The 23,229-nt window shown below is 56.7% G+C and carries 15 protein-coding genes and 3 pseudogenes; 6 read left to right on the plus strand and 12 right to left on the minus strand.

The features are described 5' to 3' along the window. Nucleotides 1-329: 329 nt before the first annotated feature. From PMI07_RS16660 to PMI07_RS16695, 8 genes and pseudogenes are all read right to left on the minus strand, one after another. Nucleotides 330-1,148: an ATP-binding cassette domain-containing protein gene (locus PMI07_RS16660; RefSeq protein WP_007773123.1), complete on the minus strand. Its 819-nt coding sequence runs from the start codon at nucleotides 1,146-1,148 to the stop codon at nucleotides 330-332. Next, nucleotides 1,145-2,854: a cyclic peptide export ABC transporter gene (locus PMI07_RS16665; RefSeq protein WP_007773121.1), complete on the minus strand. Its 1,710-nt coding sequence runs from the start codon at nucleotides 2,852-2,854 to the stop codon at nucleotides 1,145-1,147. Before PMI07_RS16665 ends, PMI07_RS16660 begins: the two co-directional genes overlap by 4 nt. Further along, nucleotides 2,851-4,866: a Fe(3+)-hydroxamate ABC transporter permease FhuB gene (gene fhuB, locus PMI07_RS16670; protein WP_007773119.1), complete on the minus strand. Its 2,016-nt coding sequence runs from the start codon at nucleotides 4,864-4,866 to the stop codon at nucleotides 2,851-2,853. Before fhuB ends, PMI07_RS16665 begins: the two co-directional genes overlap by 4 nt. After that, nucleotides 4,863-5,783: an ABC transporter substrate-binding protein gene (locus tag PMI07_RS33685; protein WP_051484196.1), complete on the minus strand. Its 921-nt coding sequence runs from the start codon at nucleotides 5,781-5,783 to the stop codon at nucleotides 4,863-4,865. Before PMI07_RS33685 ends, fhuB begins: the two co-directional genes overlap by 4 nt. Next, nucleotides 5,777-8,272, minus strand: coding sequence for a TonB-dependent siderophore receptor (locus tag PMI07_RS16680; protein WP_007773116.1), 2,496 nt, complete (start codon nucleotides 8,270-8,272; stop codon nucleotides 5,777-5,779). The genes PMI07_RS33685 and PMI07_RS16680 overlap by 7 nt, the downstream gene beginning before the upstream one ends. Before the next feature lie 147 nt (nucleotides 8,273-8,419). Continuing rightward, entirely contained in the window at nucleotides 8,420-9,418 is a 999-nt protein-coding gene (locus PMI07_RS16685; protein ID WP_007773114.1) for a FecR domain-containing protein, read from the minus strand. 103 nt (nucleotides 9,419-9,521) lie between these two features. Beyond that, the gene (locus PMI07_RS16690; protein WP_197032531.1) at nucleotides 9,522-10,037 is read right to left on the minus strand and encodes an RNA polymerase sigma factor; all 516 of its coding nucleotides are present in this window, start codon (nucleotides 10,035-10,037) and stop codon (nucleotides 9,522-9,524) included. A 301-nt stretch (nucleotides 10,038-10,338) separates the two neighbouring features. Next, nucleotides 10,339-11,599, minus strand: a pseudogene (locus PMI07_RS16695) (Tn3 family transposase); the annotation flags it as partial. A 258-nt stretch (nucleotides 11,600-11,857) separates the two neighbouring features. Between PMI07_RS16695 and PMI07_RS16700 the strand changes: the two are divergent. The 5 genes and pseudogenes from PMI07_RS16700 to PMI07_RS16720 all read left to right on the plus strand — a co-directional run. Next, nucleotides 11,858-12,259 (plus strand): annotated as a pseudogene (locus PMI07_RS16700) (KUP/HAK/KT family potassium transporter); the annotation flags it as partial. Between the two features lie 522 nt (nucleotides 12,260-12,781). Next, nucleotides 12,782-13,714: a hypothetical protein gene (locus tag PMI07_RS16705; RefSeq protein WP_007773105.1), complete on the plus strand. Its 933-nt coding sequence runs from the start codon at nucleotides 12,782-12,784 to the stop codon at nucleotides 13,712-13,714. Between the two features lie 742 nt (nucleotides 13,715-14,456). Then, a complete protein-coding gene (locus PMI07_RS16710; protein ID WP_155956540.1) occupies nucleotides 14,457-15,212 on the plus strand; it encodes a hypothetical protein in 756 nt (251 codons plus the stop codon). Nucleotides 15,213-15,223: 11 nt separating this feature from the next. Continuing rightward, the gene (locus tag PMI07_RS16715) at nucleotides 15,224-15,508 is read left to right on the plus strand and encodes a hypothetical protein (protein ID WP_007773102.1); all 285 of its coding nucleotides are present in this window, start codon (nucleotides 15,224-15,226) and stop codon (nucleotides 15,506-15,508) included. 335 nt (nucleotides 15,509-15,843) lie between these two features. Then, entirely contained in the window at nucleotides 15,844-16,056 is a 213-nt protein-coding gene (locus PMI07_RS16720; RefSeq protein ID WP_155956541.1) for a helix-turn-helix domain-containing protein, read from the plus strand. Nucleotides 16,057-16,130: 74 nt separating this feature from the next. Here PMI07_RS16720 and PMI07_RS34250 read toward each other — a convergent pair. Further along, nucleotides 16,131-16,369, minus strand: a pseudogene (locus PMI07_RS34250) (Tn3 family transposase); the annotation flags it as partial. Between the two features lie 312 nt (nucleotides 16,370-16,681). Between PMI07_RS34250 and PMI07_RS16725 the strand changes: the two are divergent. Next, entirely contained in the window at nucleotides 16,682-17,605 is a 924-nt protein-coding gene (locus tag PMI07_RS16725; protein ID WP_007773091.1) for a zinc metalloprotease, read from the plus strand. Nucleotides 17,606-17,930: 325 nt separating this feature from the next. Here the strand turns inward: PMI07_RS16725 and PMI07_RS16730 are convergent, their stop codons facing one another. The 3 genes from PMI07_RS16730 to PMI07_RS16740 all read right to left on the minus strand — a co-directional run bounded on the left by PMI07_RS16730 (nucleotide 17,931) and on the right by PMI07_RS16740 (nucleotide 22,758). Continuing rightward, nucleotides 17,931-19,172, minus strand: coding sequence for a hypothetical protein (locus PMI07_RS16730; RefSeq protein ID WP_007773089.1), 1,242 nt, complete (start codon nucleotides 19,170-19,172; stop codon nucleotides 17,931-17,933). Between the two features lies 1 nt (nucleotide 19,173). Further along, the gene (locus tag PMI07_RS16735) at nucleotides 19,174-21,021 is read right to left on the minus strand and encodes a hypothetical protein (RefSeq protein ID WP_007773087.1); all 1,848 of its coding nucleotides are present in this window, start codon (nucleotides 21,019-21,021) and stop codon (nucleotides 19,174-19,176) included. Between the two features lie 174 nt (nucleotides 21,022-21,195). Next, complete coding sequence (locus tag PMI07_RS16740; RefSeq protein WP_007773085.1) at nucleotides 21,196-22,758, minus strand: hypothetical protein; 1,563 nt, start codon at nucleotides 22,756-22,758, stop codon at nucleotides 21,196-21,198. Between the last annotated feature and the right edge of the window lie 471 nt (nucleotides 22,759-23,229).

Genomic DNA, 23,229 nt, shown 5'->3' on the forward strand with positions numbered 1-23,229 from the left:
GAACCCCGATTCCGGAAATTCCTATATGCTCAGCGACGCCGAGATCTCTTTCACCGCTGAGATGGTCCGCGCGTCGGGACTTAAGGTGAAATCCGTTCACGGCACCAACGGCCGAAATCCGATCAGCGAAGTTCAGCGGCGGAAGGATCGGCGTGTAGGCCGGGAAACGCGAAGGGACAGGCCTCCAGCTACTATAACAATGCAACAAGACGGAGCGGAGAGCTGCTCGCCTGCTTTGATAAGCCAGATAACCATTTTGGTCTCTCATGTAAAAATTGGTGGTATCGACAGCTAAGGCCGGGAAAACAGCTCTTGTGGGAAATGTCTTCTCAAGCTGGCATCGCGACCGGCAATCCGTTTTTCGGGTGGGAGGCTATTGCCATGTTGAGACCGTAAATTTCTTTCAATGCCTCCGGTGTCATGATTGCTTGTGGGGCTCCTCGAACGATCATTCTCCCGGTGTGAAGCGCGATTATCTCATCACAGAAGCGGGCTGCCATGTTGACGTCATGCAGAACGAGAAGCACGCCCAGACCCCTGGAATGACTTAGACGCTGCACCAGCGATAGAACCTCGATCTGGTGTGCAACATCGAGCGCCGAGATCGGCTCGTCCAGCAACAAGCACTCGGCATCCTGCGCGACGAGCATCGCCAGCCACACCCGTTGGCGCTCACCACCGGAGAGGGTGTCGACTAGGCGGTCCGCCATGCCCGCGACATCCGTCAGGGACATTGCCTCATCGACCCTGTCGCGATCGGTCTTGCCGAAACGGCCGAGCGCTCCATGCCATGGATAGCGCCCAAGCGCTACCAGTTCCTTGACCAGCATCCCGCTTGCCGCCGGCGTCTGTTGTGGCAGGTAGGCAAGCTTCCTGGCGAACGGCCGGTCGCCCCATTCGGCGAGCGTCTTTCCCTCGAAGCGGACTACTCCGCCAGAGGCCGGCTGCTGTCGTGCCAGGATCTTCAAAAGCGTGGATTTGCCCGAGCCATTGTGACCGATGAGCCCGATCGTGCGCCGGGGCGGAATGGTCATTGTCAACGGCTGCAGCAACATCCTGCCCGGAACCGAGAACGAGACATCCTGCAGTTCGAACAGCGCAGCTTGCTGAGCCTGGGCCTCTTTCTCTGCGAACGCGGCGTTGCTCATACGCTCTCATCCTTCAGGTATTGGTCATGGTGGTCAAACCTTGCACTCCGGTTAGGGGCGGAGCCAGCTTCAACAATACGGCCGTCCCGCATGGTGACAATCCGATCGGCGACATGGAAATATCGATCGTCATGGCTGATGACGATGAGGGTCTTGCCCTGTCGTTTCATCTCAGGCAACAGCTCTTCGTAGAAGACGCGGCGGAATTCCGGATCCTGATCTGCGGCCCATTCATCCGTCACGACAACAGGGCGATCTTCCAGCCGGGCCTGTACCAGAGCAAGGCGTTTGCGCTGCCCGGTGGAGAGGTCCGCTGTTGTGAACGTATCGCCGTCAACTTTCACCTTATGGCCAATGCCGAGTCTTTCCAGATGCGGGCCGGCCTCGTCTGGCAGTGCGCCGTAGGCGAAGTCGTCAAACAGGTAGTAGTCGGAAAAGATCGTCGTGAAGAGCTGACGGTATTCATCCCGATCGCCTGCCTTCACGGGTTCGCCATCCAGCAGCACCGCGCCGGACTTTGGACTGTAGAGCCCTAAAAGAAGCTTGATCAGCGTCGTCTTGCCGGAACCGTTTTCGCCGACGATGAATATCAGCTCCCCGCCGGTGATCGTCAGATCAATCGGACCGAGTTGGAAAGGCTCATGACCCTCGTAGGTGGGGAAATCATATGTCACGCCGCGCATTTCGATCCAAGACACGGGTGACTTTGCGCCCTGGTCTGAAGTTATGACCAAAGGAATATTGATCTCGTGGTCATCGAGCTCAGCCGAAAGTGCGGCAATGCGAGCGAAGGAAATGCGAGCCTGATCGAACACCGGCAGTGCACTGGCGAGTTGGTCTACTGGCCCCTTGATGTAAAGAAGGACGATCACGGCGCCGCTGATCGCGACATTATCGATCTCAAGCCGGGAGCGGCCCGCGAGCAACAGGCCGATCATCACGAAGAATATCGCCGATGCAGCGGCATCCGCGATCCAATGCAGTTTCATTGCCCGGCTCTTGAGACTGGCGACCTGGTCGGCCGCCTGCGACAACAGTTCGCCGTAGACGCGGGCACGCCGGGGCCGGCTGATCTTAAGCTCCTTCGCGCCCTCAGTGATCGCTCGGTATTGCTTGTGGAGTTCATCCTGGGTGGTTCGCACTTCCTCGTAGTCATGAATCCAGACCTTGTGGGAGAACATGTTGATTGCCAGCCCAAGGGCGAGCGACACGATCGCCATCAGGAAGACGGCCAGAGACAGGCTGAACAGATAGAACAGGCTGCCGATGACAATCGCAAGCGCGATCACATAAGCCGAGAAATTGAAGGTGAAGGCGGAAACGGTATCCACATCACCCGTGAGAACCGACATCAGCCGGTAGGACCGGTGGACTTCGAGCCGGGCGATCGGCGCCCGCAAGATCCGCGCAGAGATTTCCTTGCGAAGGGCGGCGATGATCTTTTGGCCCACTACGCTGTTCATTGCGCCGGCTACTGCCGTTCCTCCGATGCTCAACGCGCAAAGACCGAGGAACTTGCCAGCGAGTGTCGCATTGCTCCCGGCATCGCCATGCAGCCCCTCGTTGATGCCCGCCAGCAGCCACGCGGTTGCAATGCCGCCCGCAATTCCTATTCCGGTCGCAAATACCACCAGCGGCCAGAATGGCCGCAACAGGCCGATTGTCTCAGCCATCAGTTGCAATGTCGTGACACGATCCTGCTTCATGCCCCTCCCCGTCTGAAGATCCACATGAAATAAGGCCCGCCGACGAATGTTGCCAGCAGACCTGCGGGCACTTGGTACGGAAAGAGCAGGTTACGACCGAGCCAGTCGGCCATCAGCATGATGAAAGCCCCGAGCACGGCCGAGCCGTAGAGCTGCGGCATGGGACGCTGGAGCCCCATCATCCGTGCCATGTGCGGCGCCATCAGTCCCACGAACGACAACGGTCCCACAATCAGCGTGGCCGTTCCCGTCAAGACCGCGGTGGCCGTCAGAAGCCAAAGCCGACTTGACGCCAATCCTATTCCAAGCGCCCGGGCAGAAGCTTCACCCAGCGGCAAAATCTCCAGCCAACGCGAAAACAGCATCATCGCAGGAAGAGATGCAACAACGACTATGATCACGATCACCGCGTCAGAGTTGGTAACCTGATAGGTCGAGCCCGCCATCCACGAAAGCAACATACCCATACGCGGATCTCCGGACACCATAAGCATCGAAACGAGAGCGCCAAAGACTGTTGCCAGAGCAACACCGACCAGTAGCATGCGCTCTGGCGAGAAAGAGGTCTTTCTACCGATGGCCAGTATTAAGAAGAGGGTGATCGATGCGCCGATCGCCGCAGCCCCCATTTGAATCGACTTGTCAGGGGTCGGCGCGAGAAAAGCGAGCAGGATCACGCCGCAGGCCGCGCCAGAGGAGACGCCAAGCACTTCCGGCGATGCCATCGGATTCGCGGTCATCCGCTGGAGGATTGTTCCGGCCATGGCGAGAACGGCGCCGCCGCCAAGTGCCGCGGTCGTCCTTGGCCACCGCCATCGAAGCAGGCGTTCGGCGTCCCCCGTCGACAGCCAGGTCCAGCCATGCGGTACCTGCCCGAGGAATAGCACCGGCAAGATGAGAATGATCAGCAACATCAGTGCGACCAGTACGACTGTCCATGAACGTCTGGTGCGAAAAGCGAGATCGGCTGTATCGGATCGCGGCGGAACCATATTCGCCTTCAGCCTCGGAAGCATCCAGATCAGAATTGGGGCACCGAGAATTGCAGTTCCCACCCCTGTCGGCAATTCCTGGAGCAACGGCAGAATCTGGACGAGTTGATCGGTCAGCCAAAGAAGCGAACCGCCGACCATCGGCGCCCAGGTAAGCCGCTGACCTGCCGTCCGTGCTCCCGCCAGACGGGCGATAGCCGGGGCCGCCAGCCCGACGAAGCCAATCATGCCAACGGCGCTGACGACAAACGCCGACAATGAGACAGCGACAGCGAGCGCCAACAGCCTGATATTCCGTTGTGACAAGCCCAGGCTCCTGCCGCTTTCGTCATCCAGCGACAGGATCGTGAGAGGCCGCACGATAAGACAAGCCAGCACCAGACCTGCAACAAGGCGCGGCAGCAGGTATTTAACCTCACCCCAGTCGTTCTGACGGAGTGTACCCGAACTCCAGAGAAACACACTTTGCAGGATCTGGTTATGGAAGAGGCTGATCACCGCGCTGACGCTGCCCAGAAAGAGACTGACGATCAGACCGGCAAGGATCAGTGACAGGGGTGACAGCCCCCTCTTCCACGACAGCCCGAATACCAGCGCGGTTGCGATTGCTCCACCAAGGATGGCCGCGCCTTCGCGCCCGAACCCAAGCATTCCGGGAAGCCAAAGCGTCGATGCCGTCACGGCAAGCGACGCCCCGGCCGATACCCCCAACGTCGCGGGCTCCGCGAGCGGATTGCGCAGCACCTGCTGGAAAATGGCCGCGGCAAGCGCCAGCATAGCCCCAGCGAGGATCGACACCACCAGTCGCGGCAGGAAACTATAGTGGACGACCCAAGCCGAGACGGCCGATCCGTCCGCCCCCATGGCGGCTGACCACCAATCGGCCGGAGGGAGGTGGCGTCCGAGCGAGAGGCACGTCAGTGAGGTGGCGGCAGCGACGAGCATGACGACAAGCGGGGCCGGTGAACTTCCAATTGCGCCGGCGAAGCTTCGGCGTGCTTCGACTGTCATCTTGCTCATCCCCGTCTTCCCGGGGTAAGGCGTTCGACCAGAATTTCGGCGAAGAGCCTTGCGGTTGGTAGTGCTCCCCAACTATAGAGTTCCGGTATCGCCGTGACACGGCCGGCCTTAACGGCTGGCAGATGAGACCAGAGCGATGGCTTGTCGAAGAGGACCCGTGCCTCCGGGGGCACTGGATCAAAATAGATAAGGTGGGCGTCCGGCACTGCCGCCAGTGCCTCTATCCCGTTACTCAAAAAGCCCCACATACTGGAGAGGCTGCAGGCGTTGCGTATACCAACTGCCTTGAGCACGTCATCGAATATGCTTCCACCACAAAACAGGATGACATTGCGGTCATCAAGGAGCCGCACGACGAAGACAGGTGGAGTTCGGGCTAGTGGCATGGCAGCTGCTGTTTCCAGCGCCGCAGCGGTGTCAGCCAAAAGTGCATCTGCACGATCCTCGACGGTCAACAATTCCCCAAACCGCCGGCTCTCCACGCGAGCGGCGTTCAATGGCGCCAGACTTCGATTATAGATCGACCCCACGACGACCGGCGCGATCTCACCAAGGATCGGTGTCCAGCGGGCACTCTGAAACCCGGCTTCGATGAAAATGTAATCGAGCCGCAGTTGATCGAGGAGTTCCAGATTGGGCTCCCCGATCAGGCCGAGATCGATCGAGCCTTGCAAGCCCAAGCCTCGCCACACCGGATTTCGGGATAGCTCCGGGATGGCAACGGGCGTAACGCCCAATGCCAGGACAGTTTCCACCATCCATCGCGCGAGCACAGCAACTCGCGGACCGAGGGGTGCGGGCACCTCCGCAGCCCCTATGGAAGGAAGCACCAAACTCGCTGCGGCGCCGGTCAGAAATCGGCGCCTCATTATTCCCGCCGGGGCAGCGCCCCGCCGTGTACTGTCTGCCTTCACCATTTGTATTTCAGGTTAGCGAGAACGGTGCGGCGAATTCCGTAGGAGCAATTGATCTCGCTGCATCGCGCCAGATACTCTTTGTCGAACAGATTGGAGACGTTCACGCTCAGTTCGAGCCCGGCTAACTCAGGCGTCTTCGCTCCGAAATCGTAGGATACAGCCGCATCGAACAGCGTGAAGTCGGGAACCTTGTAAAGCTGATGAGGGCCATTATAGCCGGAGCCGACGTAGCGAATGCCGCCGCCGAGCTTCAAACCTTCCAGTGCGCCACTATCGAAAGTATAGTTGAGCCAGGCAGAAGCTGTCTGCTTCGGGTAATACCATGGAACCCGTCCCCCCGGATTAAAGCCTGATGCGTCAGTATTGGCCTTGGTTGTTTCGATGTCGTTGTAGGTATACGAAGCCACGAGGTCGATATTGTCGTTGAGCGCCAGGAACGTGCTGAGCTCGACACCTCGAACCCTCACTTCGCCCGTCTGGACACTGAAGCCGACATGGGTCGGGTCGGGATCGGGCGTCTGGACATTCTGCTGGGTGAGGTCAAAAACCGATGCCTGCACGAAACTGTCGAGGCCTTCCGGCTGGTATTTTATGCCGACTTCATATTGCTGTGCCGTCGTCGGCTCGAAAGTGTTGCCTCCAAAGTCGGTCCCGGCTTCGGGTTTGAACGACGTCGTATAGCTGGCATAAGGTGCGAGACCGTTGTCGAACAGATAAACAGCCCCGACGCGCCAGGTGAAGGCATCATCTTTTTGTGACGTTTCAGGGCTGCCGACGACACGAAGGTTTTGGGATGTCGTCTCCGACCAGTCTTGCCGAATGCCGGCGAGAAAGCGCCAATTGCCGAATTCCATCTGATCCTGGGCGTAGATGCCAGTCTGTTCCAGCGTTCCCTTGCTGTTAACGATCTCGGCGGGGTCCGGGATCGACGAGGCGTAAACAGGATCTGCGACATTCAGATCCGGAACGCCGAGCCTGGACCAGTAGTGATGCAGGTGAGTCCACTGTTTCTTGTAGTCGAGGCCAAACAGCACCGTATGGTTCATCGGGCCTGTATCGAATTCGGCCCGGAGCTGGTTGTCGATCGCCACGGCATTGAGGATACCGTCAGTCCCCCAGTTCCAGCGGCTGATCTCGGTATTGGTTGCGTCGGTCCAGTCGTCCGGCTGGATTTCTCGATAATGACCGCCTGCGTGCAGGAAACGGAAGTTTTGGTTGAAGGACCAGACTTCGTCAAAGCGATGCTTGAACTCGTAACCAATCGACGCCGTCTCGCGATCGAACTCGTCATAATTTGGCTCGCCGAAATAGCGGTCGGTGGGAATTTTGCCACTGACGCTCGGCAACAAAGTGCCCACCAGAGGGAGGGAACTGAAACCAAGGCCATCCGGGTCACGCTGATAACTACCTAGGATCGTTAATTCGGTCTCCGCGTCCGGCTTCCAGGTCAGTGAAGGCGCGATGGCGATCCGCTCGTTGGCGGTGAAATCGACCTGAGTGCCGGTGTGATAGGCGACCCCCGTCAGGCGATAGAGAAGATCACCATCCTCGGTAATCGGCCCGCCAAAGTCGAAGCCGGTATAGGCACGGCCGTAATTTCCTGTTCCGACGACGATTTCATGCAAACGCTCCTCGGTCGGGCGCTTCGAACGGAAATTGACGATACCGCCTGGTGCCGACTGCCCGTAGAGAACCGAAGCCGGGCCGCGGAGCACTTCGATCTGCTCGAGTGTATAGGGGTCGATGCTCGGAGAGTTGACGTAGCTATCGCCCGGCAGGCTCAATCCGTTCCAAAAGAGCTGGCTCGGATCGTCCCCGAAGCCGCGAATGTAGACCTGGGCATCGACGCTCCGGGTATCATTGCCGAAGAAGCCTGTCGCAACTCCCGGGGTATAGCGCAAAGCCTCGGGTAACGATTGGGGGTTTTGAGCATCAAGCTGCTTTCGGTTGATGATCGAAACAGAATACGGGGTTTCTACGATCGGCGTATCGCTTTTGGTCCCGGATACAGCGTCCTGGGCGATGAAGCCATTTTGAGGTCCGAATGCCTCCTGGCCTTCGCCCTGGATGATAATTGGTGCAAGCGTCGTTGCGTCAGAAGGAGATCCTCCTGTGGTCTGGAGGCCGCCGGTGATGGTTACGGTATTCGAATTGGTGAAACCGTAGCTCAGTCCGGAGCCGGAGATCAGACGACTGAGAGCCTCTTCCGTCGTCATCGTTCCGTTGACTGCGGGTGCGATCGCGCCGGAAGCAACCGATGTCTCATATGCGATCTGCACGCCGCTCTGATCCGCAAGCGCGCGCAACGCCCGGCTCAAAGGCTGGCTCGGGATGTTAAAGCTGTGGGTTCTTGCTGATTGTGCGGCGGCCGGGGAAAGCGGCAGGAGGGGTGAGAACGGCCCAGCCCAGAGAGCTGTGCTCATCATCAAAGTCACCAGCAGCCGCCTGTAGCCGCGACCTGTTCCATTCTCCGCTGCATTTCCGTTCATCGAACCCTAAACCCCTCTGCAACAACGGCCCCGCCCGGGCCTGATTGAAGGGTTCACCAGTCAATTCCAGGCCCTTCACCTTCTTGACGGGTGAGAAGCCGTTTTGCCTAAAGACGGAAAAACAACTTTTTGGAAATTTTCGGTCGATCAGGAAACGAGGATCATGACCCCGGGCACCCGTCGTACCGTAAGGCCTTGGGTTTTCGCCAAGGCCTGGACCGCCGAGGCGGCCTCTCGCGTCGAGAAGATCGCGCTGACGGGCACGTTCCCGCGTATACCCGGCCGCAGGACGATCCGCTCAGGAACATAACGGCCGAGTTCCGCCATGGCGCTCGCGAAGGGCCGGCCCTCGAAGATGATACGGCCCTTCCGCCATGCCAGGGACACGTCAATATCGACAGGCGTCGGACCGATCGGCGGTTCACCGGACACGTAGGTCGTTTGCTCCGCCACGTGAAGCCTGACCCCATCGACATCGGACCGAGGCATATCCGTCGGAGTCGAAGGGCCTCTCACACGCACATTACCGTCCGCGACGGTGACAGTTACAAGCCCATCGATCGCGCTGACCGAAAATGTCGTCCCAAGCGCATCGCTATTTCCACCAAGCGCCGCCACCCGAAATAGCGAAGTTGCATCAGCCTGCACCTTGAACTCCGCCTCACCCTTCAGGAGTTCAACGAGCCGTAGGTTCGGCAGGTAGTTCACGGCAATGGCGCTATCGGTATTCAGCGACGCGACCGAACCGTCAGGCAAGGTAAAGTCAGCGATTTCTCCGACCGCTGTCGAGAAATCAGCCTTGACCATCAGTTCAACGCGAGGATAAACGAACAAGCCGGCAGCCGCAGCAGCGATCGCTCCGCCGCCGACCAGAAAGCCACGGCGTCTGAGTGGTGCGCGTTCTTTTGTGATGGGAACCGGAAACGGACGTAGGCCGTCCGACCGGCCATCCAGTACTTGCAGCTGTTGCCAGAAGATGCGTTCCTGCTCGAACGCGCGCCGATGGTCGGGGGAACAGTCTTGCCAGGCCTTGAAGCGCTCCAGCTCCGCATCGCTGATAGTGCCGGATGTAAGGCGCACGATCCAGTCTCGTGCATCAAGCGCAATCCGGCGATCGACCGGGGGATGTTGTTCGGGTTCGTTCATTCGCTCGGGGGTCGCTTGTTTCGGTGGCGGATGCGGTTCTCCCAACCGCTTCTACTCTATTGACGCGCGAATACATCGTTTGCCTAAACAAGACAGCAAAAAATCAGCGGCTCATCTGATCGCGAATATCGGCCAGGTGCTCGAGCGCACGACGAATATGGTAATAGACCGCCTCGTCGGTGATCCCAAACATCTCGGCGATGCGACGGTGGGAAATTTGGTCGATCCGGTTCAGTAGAAAAATCCGACGTGTCCTTTCCGGGAGTTCGTCGAGCGCAGCACTCACAGCTTTCAGGTTTTCTTTGCCTATTGTCGTCCGCTCTGGAGAAATTTCGTCTGTGGCTTCCCAGAGCAAGTCGGCAACGTCTGAATCTATTTCTGCGCGGCGGCGCTCTTTTCGCGCGTGATCGGAGATGGTGTTTTTTGCCACCTGAGCAACGAACCCGGCCGGGTTCTCAATAGATCTTTCTCCGCTCCGGCTCTCAAGTTTCAGCCACGTATCCTGTAGCAGGTCCTCCGCAATTGCACGGTTTCCGGTCCACTTGGTGGCGGTTGCTTCCAGCCGCGGTCGCACCTGAAGAAAAGCAGAAAGTAATTTTCCTATCCCAAGCTTGTTCACTGCACGCCCACGATTAGCCCAAACGGTTATCTTGGCTTAAGGGATATGAAAAAAGCGTGCAATGACAACGATTTGACGATCGAGATCGACGCGAATGAAAAACTTGCCCCAAATAGTCATATTTACCCATTGATTTCATTGCTGCCTTTTGAAACATTGTGGACAAATTACGCTTCATTCGCGCGTGACGGCTGAGGCTAGTTTTTCTGATGAGTTGCACACCTGCAACATCGCCTGCCTTGTCTGGGGCCAGAACAAGAGCAGTCCGAAATCGTACGCTAAGGGCGAACGGAATGAGAACTTATGCGACCCGCTGCAGCCCAGCTGGAAGACGGAGCGATCGAAATCCGTTCGGCATCTGATGTTCGGCATCTCAGGTGTAGATGCCGGTAAGATTGATATGCTCCCAACTGAGCGGCGAGATGTGCTTCAACAGAGCGTCAGGAATGTCTCGCCCCGCTCGTTTCAGTTGCGTGACCGCGCGATCAAGATAAACCGTATTCCAGTGGACGATCGCGCTGACGACGAGATTGAGCCCCGAGGCACGGAAAGCTTGGCTTTCGAACGACCGATCACGGATTTCGCCGCGCTCGTGGAAGAAGACAGCGCGCTTCAGCTTATGCGCTGCCTCGCCCTTGTTGAGGCCGGCTTGGCATCTCCGTCGTAGTGCCGGACTTGAGTACCATTCGATCATGAAGAGCGACCTTTCGATACGGCCGAGTTCGCGGAGCGCCCTGGCGAGATGGCTTTGCTTCGGAGATGCGGACAGTTTCTTGAGGATGGTAGACGGCACCACGGACCGCGTCGTGATCGACGCCGCAAGATGGAGCAGCTCGTCCCAATGATCGAGGATCAGATTGGCATTGATGGGCGCCCCGATGTGGTTCGACAGCGCCGGATATGCATCGCTCTTTTCGAACGTGTGGAACTTCCGGTCTTTGAGATTGCGCAGTCGCGGTGAGAACCGCTTTCCGATCAAGGCGAACAGCCCGAAGATATGATCACTGGCACCCCCTGTGTCGGTAAAATGTTCATGGATGTCGAGGACCGTGTCCTGATCGAAGAGCCCATCGAGCACATAGGCCGCCTCGCTTTCGGTCGGACTGATGGGCAAAATGCTGAAGTAGCCGTATTGATCTGACAGATGGCTATAGAATTTTCGATCCGGGTTCACTGCCGTAATGCAAATTGATGTCGCCGCGCTTTGCGGCTCGGTCGCTCGCGCGGAAGAATTGGCCATCTGACGAAGATGTCGTGCCGTTGCCCCAAAGGCGGGAATACGGATGCTGGGTGTGGGCATCGGCGATGCACGCTTGCGCCGTGCGGTAGGTCTCCGATCGAGCATGGTATGTGCGCATCCACCCAATCTGGTGAGCGCTGATCCCCTTGGATGCGACCGCCATTCGTTTCGGTCCGAGATTGGTCGCATCGGCCAGTACGCCAGCGAGCATGGCAGAGACATTTTTCGGAGTGTCGCCGGTGCGAACATGCGTGAAGAAATCCGCAAAGCCGATCCATTCATGCACTTCCCTTAACAAGTCGGGAACCTCGACCAGCGGATAGTCGTTGGCGGATTGCAGGGCGGTGATCGTATCTAGAAACATGCGCAGCGCTTTGGCGGTACTCGCTCTGCAGTCCATCTGTCGCTGCTTCTTTCGATTGTTGGCTTGCGAGAACAGCCAACACGAGAAGCGCGCAAGATCTCCGACCATGCCATGGGCAATTGTGCTCGCTCAATCCTTGAAAGGAGGAGGAATCGCCTCTATGACCGCCAATACGAAGTCCGGCGCTGGAGACGGTTGGTCAAGGCACCGGTGCCCCTCCTCCACAACATCAAGCACAACCACGTCCTCCACGAGAAGAACGTCATTTTGACCGTGAGGACTTCGGAAAACCCCCACGTCCCCGATGAACACCGCGCGACCCTCACGCCGATTTCAGACAAGTTCGTCCGCCTAGAGCTCTGCTTCGGATTCATGGACGAGCCGAACGTCACCAAGGCGCTTGCAATCTGTAAGAAGAAGGCTGGCTTCAAGTTCGAGATCATGCAGACCTCGTTCTACCTCGGCCGACGCACGCTGGTCGGCAATTCGAACTCCGGGCTACCCCAGTGGCAGGACAATCTTTACATCGCGCTGTCGGGGCTCGGCATCGACCCGTCTGCCTACTTCAAGCTTCCCGCCAACCGCGTTATCGAGATCGGCGAGCAGGTCAGCATCTGATCCCGAACGACCAAAAAATCATCCGAAGACGCCGGGCGATTGGCGTTTAGGAGACCAGGGAACAAGAGCCGCTCAAAGCCGATTTGGGGTCGTCTGCTGGCAGTCCGCTATTGGGTGTCAGTTTGTAAGAAACTGCCATTCCGCCCGCGACCTTTTCGTGGTAGTCGCGACGCCTGGACTGCCCTCATGATGCAGTACTGTTCCTCCCGCACTACCCATGACCTGAATGCAGCTCCGGGCGAATCATCGGTCCCATCGCCGCAAATCTCCAAAATCAGCTGGCGGAGCGGCGCCGGTACTCATCGATCGTCCGGCTGAACACCCCGGGGCAGCCCCTCGTACGAATCGTCCGTGACGAGCATGGGTTTCCCTGGGCGCGTCGGAGCGACGAGCGAACATGAGGATCGACTAAAGCGGGCATTGCTTGATAGCTGACTGAATTTATTCCTTCCTTGTAAAAGCTATACGAACCGCTGCAGCAACGCGTAAGGGGGCTCGCATTACGGTCTGGAGATCTGCACCATGGACATCTGGGACAAAGGTTATGCCACCCATGTTACTTCGTTTTGGGGATGGGACCCCGCAACATGGGGTACCGTGGGATATACCAAGGCTGGTCGCCTGGAGACGGTGGTTGGCGAAACAACGGACCCATTCATCATGGTGATTTATGTCACAAGACGCGCGGCGGAATCCCATTTGCGGGGCCAGGTGACGGGATTTTATCTTGTGTCGCATAGGCCAGGTCATAGAGATCAGTTCACAGATCCCCTTCATCATCAGCGTGAACCTCTGAAGTGGCAGCACTCCCTGCAGGCGATCAACGCCTTCAGTTTTCTTCCCGAGTACCGTATCGATATCAGCGATCTCGACCCGTCGCTCGCACATCGTGCCCGCTCGGTCGCGACAAATGGAGAGGTGCTTGGCCCGGTCGGCGTGGATCGGCTCAGGCAAATTCCCTATATCGAGGTTCCGGTCTTTGGGCGACCAAATGTTATCGATCAGACCATCCATGTTCCCGGTCGGGGGCATGACCGGGTGATGGGCGGGCCAGTAAACCGCTCGGGGTACATCGTCGAAGGTGAGCCAGTCGATACTGAAAAGGAGCTGTACCTTCTGTCTTTGTCAGGCGATACCGGCACCTTCTTGGGCGAACCCGCGCAAGGTCGGCGGATCTACAAGATCGGCCTGTCTATGAGCCCGCAGACCCGTTTGGTGATGTTTCAGAAGACCATGCCCCGCGGAGCCTTTCAATGGTCGCTGGTTCGATCCACCCGATTGGAAAATCAACCGCCGTACAAAAGCTTCGAAGCCGCTCTGACCGGCGAATACGCGATGAAGGAGGTTCTCGCGGAAGGAAAAGCGTTCCTAAACGGCGAGTTCTATGCGGCGACGGACGAGCTGATCAAGAGTGCCTGGGCAGCTGGCAGTAGAGCAGCGCGAAGCCACCGTTGACAAACTCTGCCGGATCTCACACCCCAAGGTGCGGTCGACTGCCACTTCTGTATCTCGATGTCGCATCGTCGGCGGTGAACAAGCTTGAGATGGTGCAGACTTCGTTGCTCATCAAAAACTTGTCTCCTCAAGCTATCTAGTACAGAGCGCCTTGAGAGGAGGCGAACTCAGACCCACTATTGACGAGCGGGGGCAGACCGTTGTTCCTTGTCGCAATGGGCCCGATGCTCCGGAAAATGCCCAGGGAACAAGCTTGTTGGGCTGTCGAAAATCAAGCGCATCCTAAAAATCCGACACGTGGTCCACCGGCTGTCGATGGCGACACCTTTGAAGGAGATCGTTCCCTAGGGAGCCTTGGGACCGGCCTTTTCCAGATCGATGCATTTTGCTTTGCGATCGGTTCGGCCATCGCTTGGCGTCTGGCAGGCGTAAGTCATCACTCATACAGCCGAGCACACGATCAACCAAATCTGCAGCGGCTAGAAAGAGTCGAACCATCGACCCGCTAGTCGACCTTATACATCAGTTAAAAGTTCTTATTGACTACAATTTAAGCGAGTGTAATATACTCACTTCATATTGTCGAGGGGCAATAATGTACCGCCGATACTCTTATGTAGCAGCCCTTGCAGGGCTCGCGACCACTCTAGGTGCGTGTGCGATACCCCCAGATGTCAGAGATTTTGCGCATGTCGATACTTACGACATTACGCGGCGGGTCCGTTGTGAGATGCGAGACGCGGTGCGCCAAAAGGCCAAGGAAGCTATCGCTAGGCGCCAACCTGAAATCGCGGCACAGCTCGTCACGGATGAAGATTTCCTGAAATTTGATTTCGCCGTCCTCGGTCGCGAGGCCCAGAGCATCGTCAGCGTCTATAAGGACACGCTTATCGGTTATGACTGGAACTTTGACATTACCGAGAAGAACGACGCCACCGCCGGTGTGGACGTTCTGAACACTTTTACGCGAGGGACCTTCGGTCTTGGTGCAACGGTTAGTAACAACCGCGAACGCAACAATGTCGAGACTTTTCGGGAGCTTGATAGTTTCGTGAAGTTGGCGACCATGGTCAGCAATACCGATTATTGCAAGCCGGACGTCTACAAACCCAAAAACTACGTGTATCCGATCACCGGCAATCTGAACCTGATCAGTTACGTCAAAAAATATCTCGATCACAACCAGTCGGGAAACCTGGCAGGCGCTGCAGGCAGCAAGGATCTGGCGACCTACAGTGTGAAGCTGAAGTTCACGACGGTTTGGAGTTCAAAACTTACGCCGGATCTTAACCTGCCCTCTCGGGGTATAACCTGGGAAGTGGTGGGCGTCGATGGATCAGCTGAAAATACCCGCACGGATGTGCACCAGGTATCGATCGTCATGGTTTTACCAGCAGGGGGCGATCAAAGATCCCTAACCATTGCGGAAGAGCGCGTACGCGCCGAACTGGAGTACCTGCGTTTGCGAGATGATCTACGTTCCTTTGCCAACCGTTGAGGAGAAACATTATGGCGGAACAGAAAATCAAACCGGTCCTTTCGAAGGTGGAACAGAAGCTCATTCCCGCTGCTACTATTTTTATGGCGGTGGACACCATTCGAAAGGCAGGTCTGGAAGAGACGTTTCTTGCAGAATGTGCGAAGGACAATCGCGGCATGATCATTTCGAAGGCGGACCTTGATTTCGTCAAAACCTTCCTCGCTAATTTTGCGAATCGCAGTCTGCTAACGGTGGACGCCGACACTCTGCTGCCCAACATCAAGCGGATCGCAAAATCACAACCTCAGTGCTGATGTTTGTTTGCCGGCCTGAGCGGTATCACCTCTAGCGTCACCGATCCTGATATCACGGAATTTGCTGGCAATTCCACCGGCACGATGAGGCAGGACAGACTCGACATTTTTTGGAAGGTGTTAGTATATCCTAGTATGGTATAGTTCCAGGAAGCGACAGATGGCAAAATCTGATACAAAAATCGAGATCGTCGGCCCGCGCAAAAAGCTCATTGGGAAGCCCCGCAGCATATTCGGGCCCGTAATTTTCTGATCGAGATGCCAGATCCACTGACGGAAATCGGGCTCGAAGCGTGCACGATCTCGATCTCTAAGGGCAAGCAGACCCTTAAGGGGTGACGAAGACCAAGCGAGCTGTGCATATCATGCTGCGCGATGGTGGTAACGGCTTTCAGGAACAGATTATGTCGGTCAGTGCTGCCCTTCAACCACGCGAACGCCGCATCGAGGCAAAGAAGCTGAGGAAAGAGGGCATGTCACAGACGGCGATTGCCGCCCGGCTAGGTGTGTCTCAAAAGACCATCTCCAACGACCTGGACGGGCGTTGAGGCGGGAGCCAAATCCCGGAGCGCTGTCCAGACCTAGTTGCCCCGCTGTCAGCGAAGTTTGGCGGTTCGTCCCGTATGTAGATGCCTGTCAAATTGAAGTATTCCCAACTCAACGGCGAAACATGCTTACGCATCTCATTGGCACCAATGCGGCGTTTCTGACGCAGTGCTGCAGGGCTCGACTGAGATAAACGGTGCTCCAGTGGACGATTGCGCTGACGACGAGGTTGAGGCCGGAGGCGCGAAACGCCCGACTTTCAAACGAACGATCGCGAATTTCGCCGCGCTCGTGAAGAAAGACGGCCCGCTTGAGCTTGTATGCCGCCTCATCTGCCGCCTCTTTTAGGGTCGGAACAAGGGCAGTTCAAAATCCTAAGGACCGACCGGAAGGCGAAGCCGCTGGGCGACCGCGAAAAGCGCACCCCCGACGGTCCCTTGAGGAGTCAGCTTGTTTAATAGCAATTGAATTTGCCCCGTGCACTGTCGCCACAAGCAGTCTTAAGAATGCCAAAGGCGAAAGCAATCGTAAGTAATATTATTGACTATTGAAGCAATCTCAGATAGTATTTCTCCAAGAGGGTCGAGGTATTTAAATATATCGAAAAATCAATAGGGAGCATCGGAAATGGCTGACGAACATCCCCACAAGCGGTCCTGCGGCGTCATGGCCGAATTCCACCGCTTGGCCGAAATAGACTCGGACTATCGCTCTCGGCTGGCGGGAATCGAACAGGATACACTACGGCGTGTCGCTCGAATGAGCGTCGCAAAACTCACTGCAGTGACGGTACCCGTCGTCGTGCATGTTATTTACCAGCGACCGGAACACAATATCAGCGATGCACAGGTCACCAGTCAGATAGCTGTTCTCAACGATGATTTCGCTGGTACGAATGCCGATATTGCCAACATTCCCGCACCCTGGAAGAGTCTTGCCACCGCAGCCAAAATCAAGTTCAAACTCGCAACCGTAGACCCTCAGGGACAGCCCACCAACGGCATCGTTCGCAAGGGGACGACCGTGGAAAGCTTTCCACAGGACAACTCGATGAAATTCGATTCGCAGGGCGGTTCGGACGCCTGGGACACACAACGATATCTCAACATCTGGGTCTGCGTCCTTGGTAACGGCCTCCTCGGCTATGCTCAGTTCCCTGGGGGGCCTGGGGCGACAGATGGCGTTGTCATTCTCAACACAGCCTTCGGATCCGGCGGGATAGCGCAGCCTCCTTTCAACCTAGGGCGTACGACAACGCACGAAATCGGGCACTTCCTCAATCTACGCCACATCTGGGGCGACACTGAAGATTGTTCGGGCTCGGATCTGGTATCTGACACGCCAGGACAGCAGTTGCCAAATTACGGCGAGCCGACGTTTCCGCATGTCTCCTGCACAAATGGCCCTAACGGTGACATGTTTGTGAACTACATGGACTATGTAGACGATCGGGCGATGTTCATGTTTACTGCTGGCCAGGTGGCACGTATGCGCGCAACCTTGTCCGGTCCAAGGAAGAACCTCGTTTCCGGAGCCGCAGCGATTACTTAAATGAGTGCGATCGATACAGAGACACTTGCGCGACGTTGGACCCACTCGCACGAAGAGGACGGTCCCGGCAGGCAGGTATTTCGACCGTCATCATGGAAGTTTCCGCCTTCTAGAGGTAGACATTCCTTTGATTTCGGCCCCAACGGCGAGTTGCTTTCAAGTGGTCCCGGTCCCGCTGACCAGATAGGAGTGGTCTCCGGGCACTGGAGGCTGCTTTCGGATGGAATATTGGAACTCAGCCCGGTGAATGGCAGCCCCGCACGCCTCAAGGTGCTAAAACTCAGCGCAGACAAGCTCGAAATCGAGCGATAGGTCTTGACTGGTGTCAGATCGCCAGAACCGGCGTTTCCCATTCAATGTAGAGACCGTCGTGACCTTTGAATCCTGCAGGGGCAGTTTTGTCGCTTCGAGCAAGTTTCGTCTTTGCCGAGAGAGCTGTAATAAGAGGACCTCGCGGAATATTCGGCCATTGTTTGACACTTCCGGTCGACATGAATGCCGTGACGTTCTCACTCAGGATCGTTTCAACAAGGCTTTTTGGCGTACCGTTATGGCTGCCGTGATGGGACACTTTCAGCACTGTGACACGACGGAGCAAGTCTCTTATCTCAGGCTGCTGAAGAATGGCGTCCCACGAACCCCATTGAGCATCGCCTGGAAAAAGTAGGAGCTGATCGCCGACCTCAACCGCCAGAATAAGGCTGGTATTGTTCACAGCATTGTCTATCGCAGCCGCGAAATCTCCATCAGGCTCATCGGCCAAACGGTCGACGTCCTTCTGATCAGCCTCGCTGAAAGTGATGTCGGGATTGTCCGCCCGGTATCGATCTGCAGTAACCCGCCAGGTCGCTTCACATGCTCCAGTTTCGTTCATCGCACAAAACGCGAGGTTCGATCCTGCGAAGTAAGCGGCGCCATCGGGCGGATCCATAGCCGCAATCACCTTCTCATTGCGCGATGGACCGAGCACGTGGAAGCGAACGCCCGGCAATCCGTCAAGGTATCTTACCTCGGCGCTTTTGTCTTTCAGCGGAAGAAACCGCCTGGGAGCCACACCCTGAAAACCTCGGTGTATGACGGACATTGCGCGCTCGTTCGTCAGCGAATTTAGCGCCAGGGCCAATCGAGCCGCCTTCTGTGTTTGCGGACCGGCTCCAGCAAGTGGAAGATCATCAGAGTTAAAGCCCGGTTTGAGCGTGCTACAAAGTGCGAGCGCGAAAGCCGACTGCCGATTGCGGATGCGGGTCGCGTCGGGATCAGAAGGATCCTCCGTCCAAGGCATCCAGACTTCGCCGACCTCAACGTTGGCCCAGTTGGGGTCATCGAAGCCGCAGACATGATCCTTGTGCCGGTGCGTACATACGACAAGTTCGATGCGCGCTTTTCCGCCCGCAGTCGTACAGGCGGCGATTACATCTTTGGCAACCTTCGCGACTTGGGGCTTGGACCTACTGAGGCTTCCGCAGTCGAAGAGTACATGTCGCGGCCGTGCGCCAGTCCAGACGCTTAGCAAGAAGCAATCACCAAAGCCCATGTCGTACATGCGAATGGTCAATCGGTCGATCATGCTAGCGTCCCCCATGCAGTCCACGGATACTCATGCGAGCCTTCATTCGGCTATTGACTTGTGCGTTGCTCATATATGGAAAACGGGGGTCCATTAAATCGAGCGTCGAAACGAATGCTCTCTGACGATCGACTCTGGATTCTGCGGCCGCCTGGACCTCCGTCGGCAGATTTTTGTTCGGAAGCGGCTTGGCGATCGCATATCTCACCTGACCGTCCACACCGACAATGATTGTGGTACCGCCCCGAGTGGTAATTCCTCCTAGTAGAACGTCCACTTGTCCATTTGGGTCCAATTGCGTCAATTGCGCGACAAGCTCGATCAGCAGGCGACCGTTCGACGCCGTGCGGAAGACTGCGTTGAAGCTCGAGACACTGATCTTCAAGTCCGGATTCAATGAAAGCGCGAGCGCATTATTTTTTGCGAATTCATGCAGCGCGACCGCGATGTTTTTTGTCACGTAGTCATGGCTGTTTTCGGCGAGATCATCAGAGTCACCATCGAGGGTGGCCAGAGCCGGCCGGCTGCCTTCCGCGCGCCTCAGATCAGCGTCCCGGCTCCGCTCACTAAACCGGTCCGCCTCTATCCGAAGAAGTTGCGGCAGCAATTGTTCGAGGCTGTCGGAGATTTTCGGAACATTGGCAGCGACTGGCCAACGTAGTGACTCTTCCGCGAGCGAAAAAACCCCTTCAGGATAAATTCCACGTCGCCGAAAACCCTCGATCAGCGCCGCACGCTGCCCCCATTCATCCTCCGGATTGAGCTCGAAATCGGCGGTAACCATAGCGCGCAGATAGTCGCCAAAGGTCACATCAACCGGAGGGAGGTAGTCAAAAGCGCGAATACACATCTCTAGCTGCCGCTGGGCGGTGCGGGACGCCTCGGCCGCGATGAGTTTTGCAAGATGCGGTTGAAGGTCGCCGACTGGCAATTCTCCGCTACCGCCCGTCGCCACACGCACGATGTCGCGAATCCGGGATCGATAGGTCTGGAAGAAACCGTCAAAGATGGCGGCAACCAGAATTGCTCCTCGATCATGTGCCTCGCTCATACCGGGTGCAAGTACGGCGCCAGGATCATCCAGAGCGGAACGAAGTGATTTCCCATGTCCTGTCGCAAATCCGAACTGTTGAGCCAGCTCCACGAGTACGGTGGGTTGCTCAATATCACCACGCTTGCGCTGGATCTCGCGCATCACCAGGTCAGGAAAGGAGAAATGTTGAAGCAGCGCCACGATATCAGAGAAACCTTCATGGAACGCGAGCACATCAACGTTGGTGGGCTCAAGAAAATAACGTCGGAGGCGATCAACGATTGCGTGGGTCATTTCATGCGCAATGATATCGTGGCTAAGGCAGGTAAATATTTTCTGCCCGGGCATATTGGTTCCAGGATCGGTTTCATCGGCGTCGAAATAGCCAAACAAAAGTGCGTGGAGCTCGCGGTCGTAAAACGCGTTGCGTCCACGGAAGGCGTGCGGGAGCAACCTGAGCCGTGATTGCTTGCTACCTTTCGCCAGATTGATACGCCGGCCGAGCGCTCGATCAAAATTCGAGAGGGTTCTCGAAGCGACAGCGTAGACCATTTGCTGATGGAATCGCGGGTCCGCTTCCGACGGACTGAGGCCTCCTTGCATGAGGATCGCCTTGTCGTCCAAATCTACCGCATCGTAATATGTCTTGGCGCCACCGTCATAGTCGACAACTTCAAGACGTTCGCCAATGGGGCCGGCCTTGAGTGGCTCGTACTCAACGGAGATGACTGCTGTGAGCGCTGCCTCATACCCCCGCGTCGGATCGGTCGCATAGATTTTAAGTGGTCTCGTTAAGGACCAGGGAACTTGCATCATCCAACTATCTCCCGCCGCACTGCGACGCCCTGTGATGGAATATTTCACATGTTACACTAGGCAATCGAAAGGGATGAAATCCCCCCCATTTCTCATCCCAATCTCGGCAGCGTTCCGACATATCGGGCAGGTTCCCATGGCTCCCCTTTTGCCGCGTTCCAATGATGGCGCCCGTCAAATTCCATTCTTCAAATTCATTGCACTCCGCAGCACATTGATATGCTCAGGAGTGACAAAGGGGGTCTCCTCGGTCTCGGTCCGAGCGGCTGTGGCATTGAAGTGCCAATATTTGGTGTGTGAGAAAAAATCCGGGGCGTCTACAGAAGCGGACCTATCGCCGCTGTAAGGGGCGACCACAATGTCCCGGATACCGCTGAATTGGCCCTGAACGTGATGGAAGCCAAATTGCTCCGACAGTGGCCCGGAGATAACGTCCCCCCAAAAGATCATTTTGTGGGGAGAATAAAGATTGGTCCAACGCGTGTAGGCAAACAGAGCGGCATGATGGGGATGCCGGAAATCACCGCCGGTTTCATCGCGGGGGGCGTCGCTCGGCCCATAGGTGAAATGCCAGGCCCTCGTCGTACCGTCAAACTCCATTGCGGGAGGACAGGTCGCAAAGATCCGTTGGACCTGTTTGTCTCTCAAGTCGCCTCGATCCTTTGCGAGCAGGAACTCCGCATGCGTCAGCGGAGAACCGAGCGTAATGAAATCGCTCACAATCCACGGATTGCCCTGCCGGTTCAATTCTTGGCGGCACAAGCCCTGTAGCTCTTGGAACTGTTCGATGCCAAAGAGTTCGAAACGACCTTGTGGGTCGTCAGGTACCGTTTCCGTCTTGCCCGCAGCAAGCTGCATCTTCGTCCGCACGCGTCGTTCCAGAGCGGCCCGAACTGGCTGTTGGTTCGCCGCCGCATCTTTCGGGTCAACCGCGCTGACAGTGTTCAGCCTCGCGAAGCAATGCAAAAGGATATCGTAGGCAACGATGGTGCCAAGCGAGTGCGCGACAACGACGATGCGATCGTAGCGTCTTGGACCGAACCGTCCCGATGTGTCTTTTCCCATCAGCGTCTCAAGAAGCTCTACCCCTTTCTCGCGGATTTCCTGCCGCCGCGCGACGTTCAACGGATCAGCTTTGACATACCGGGCGACGTCCCCGAAATACTTGATCAGGAAAACATTCACAAAGGCTCCCAGTCCGAGGGAGGCGAGCCCAATCAAAACCGGTGAAACGATTGTCCACAATGATTGCTGCTTGCCCACCGTATCCGAAGCACACTCGTTGAAGAGGCAGTTGTAGATCGTGGCAGATGGCAAAAGCGCGGCCAAACTTCCGATTGCGGCGATCACACTCACAACCCACAACAAGATCCAGGCTTTGCGCACGGCCATCGGAACCCGTCGGGGAGATCGCCACAGGAGGTCGAAAATCCAGGATTTGACCTGTTCCCAGGTCGTGCCGTGTATCAAATGCGCCCAATAAAATTCGTAAAAGTCAGTTGGCCCGCGGCCATCCATGCTCTCGGTCGCGATCCGACGCAATTCGTAGCTTCTGTTGCGCGAATCCGGTTTGCCCCAGACAGGATTGCGTTTCCGCTTTTCTCCGGTCGATGAATCTTCCCGTCCACGGGATATCAGATCCTTGTCATAAACCCACACCGCGTCCACAAACCCTTGAAGGGTTTCCATGGGCAACTGCTCGCCCATGCCATGGATGATCACAACAGCCTGCTTCATTGCTTCCCCCCCAAAAAAGGGCGATGTCCCACTCGCTCCGCCAGCCTCCCAAGCATCATCCGTCGCTTGACCGATTGGCCCGCCCCAGAGGCAAAAGGCCGGACAAGGATTGCGGTTTCTGGAGATCGGGCGACGGCGCGACTTTAGCCCGATCAATTTAAACTGCTACTATTTCGTGCAAAGAGAGTATGGGGCCATTGTAACAATGTTACAAGCGGTGCTTCCAGGATTTGACCTTCACGCCAATCCTTGCCTTCCCTGCCTACTCCAAAAGGCTTACCGTCGCTGACTAGTCGCACAATCCTACGCAAGAGCCCACTTCGAGCAAATTGGAAATTTCACGTGACGATTCGTTCGGACTTGCGTCTTTCGCGTTCGGATGGTTTGATTAGATCGCGGAGGCGGTTCTACTTTAGAGGGAAGACAAGGAGCCCTTGGCGTTTTGTCTGATGGCATCCCCCGTCGCTCCGT

It is taken from the genome of Rhizobium sp. CF080 (assembly GCF_000282095.2).
In the GTDB taxonomy this organism is placed as follows: Bacteria; Pseudomonadota; Alphaproteobacteria; order Rhizobiales; family Rhizobiaceae; genus Neorhizobium.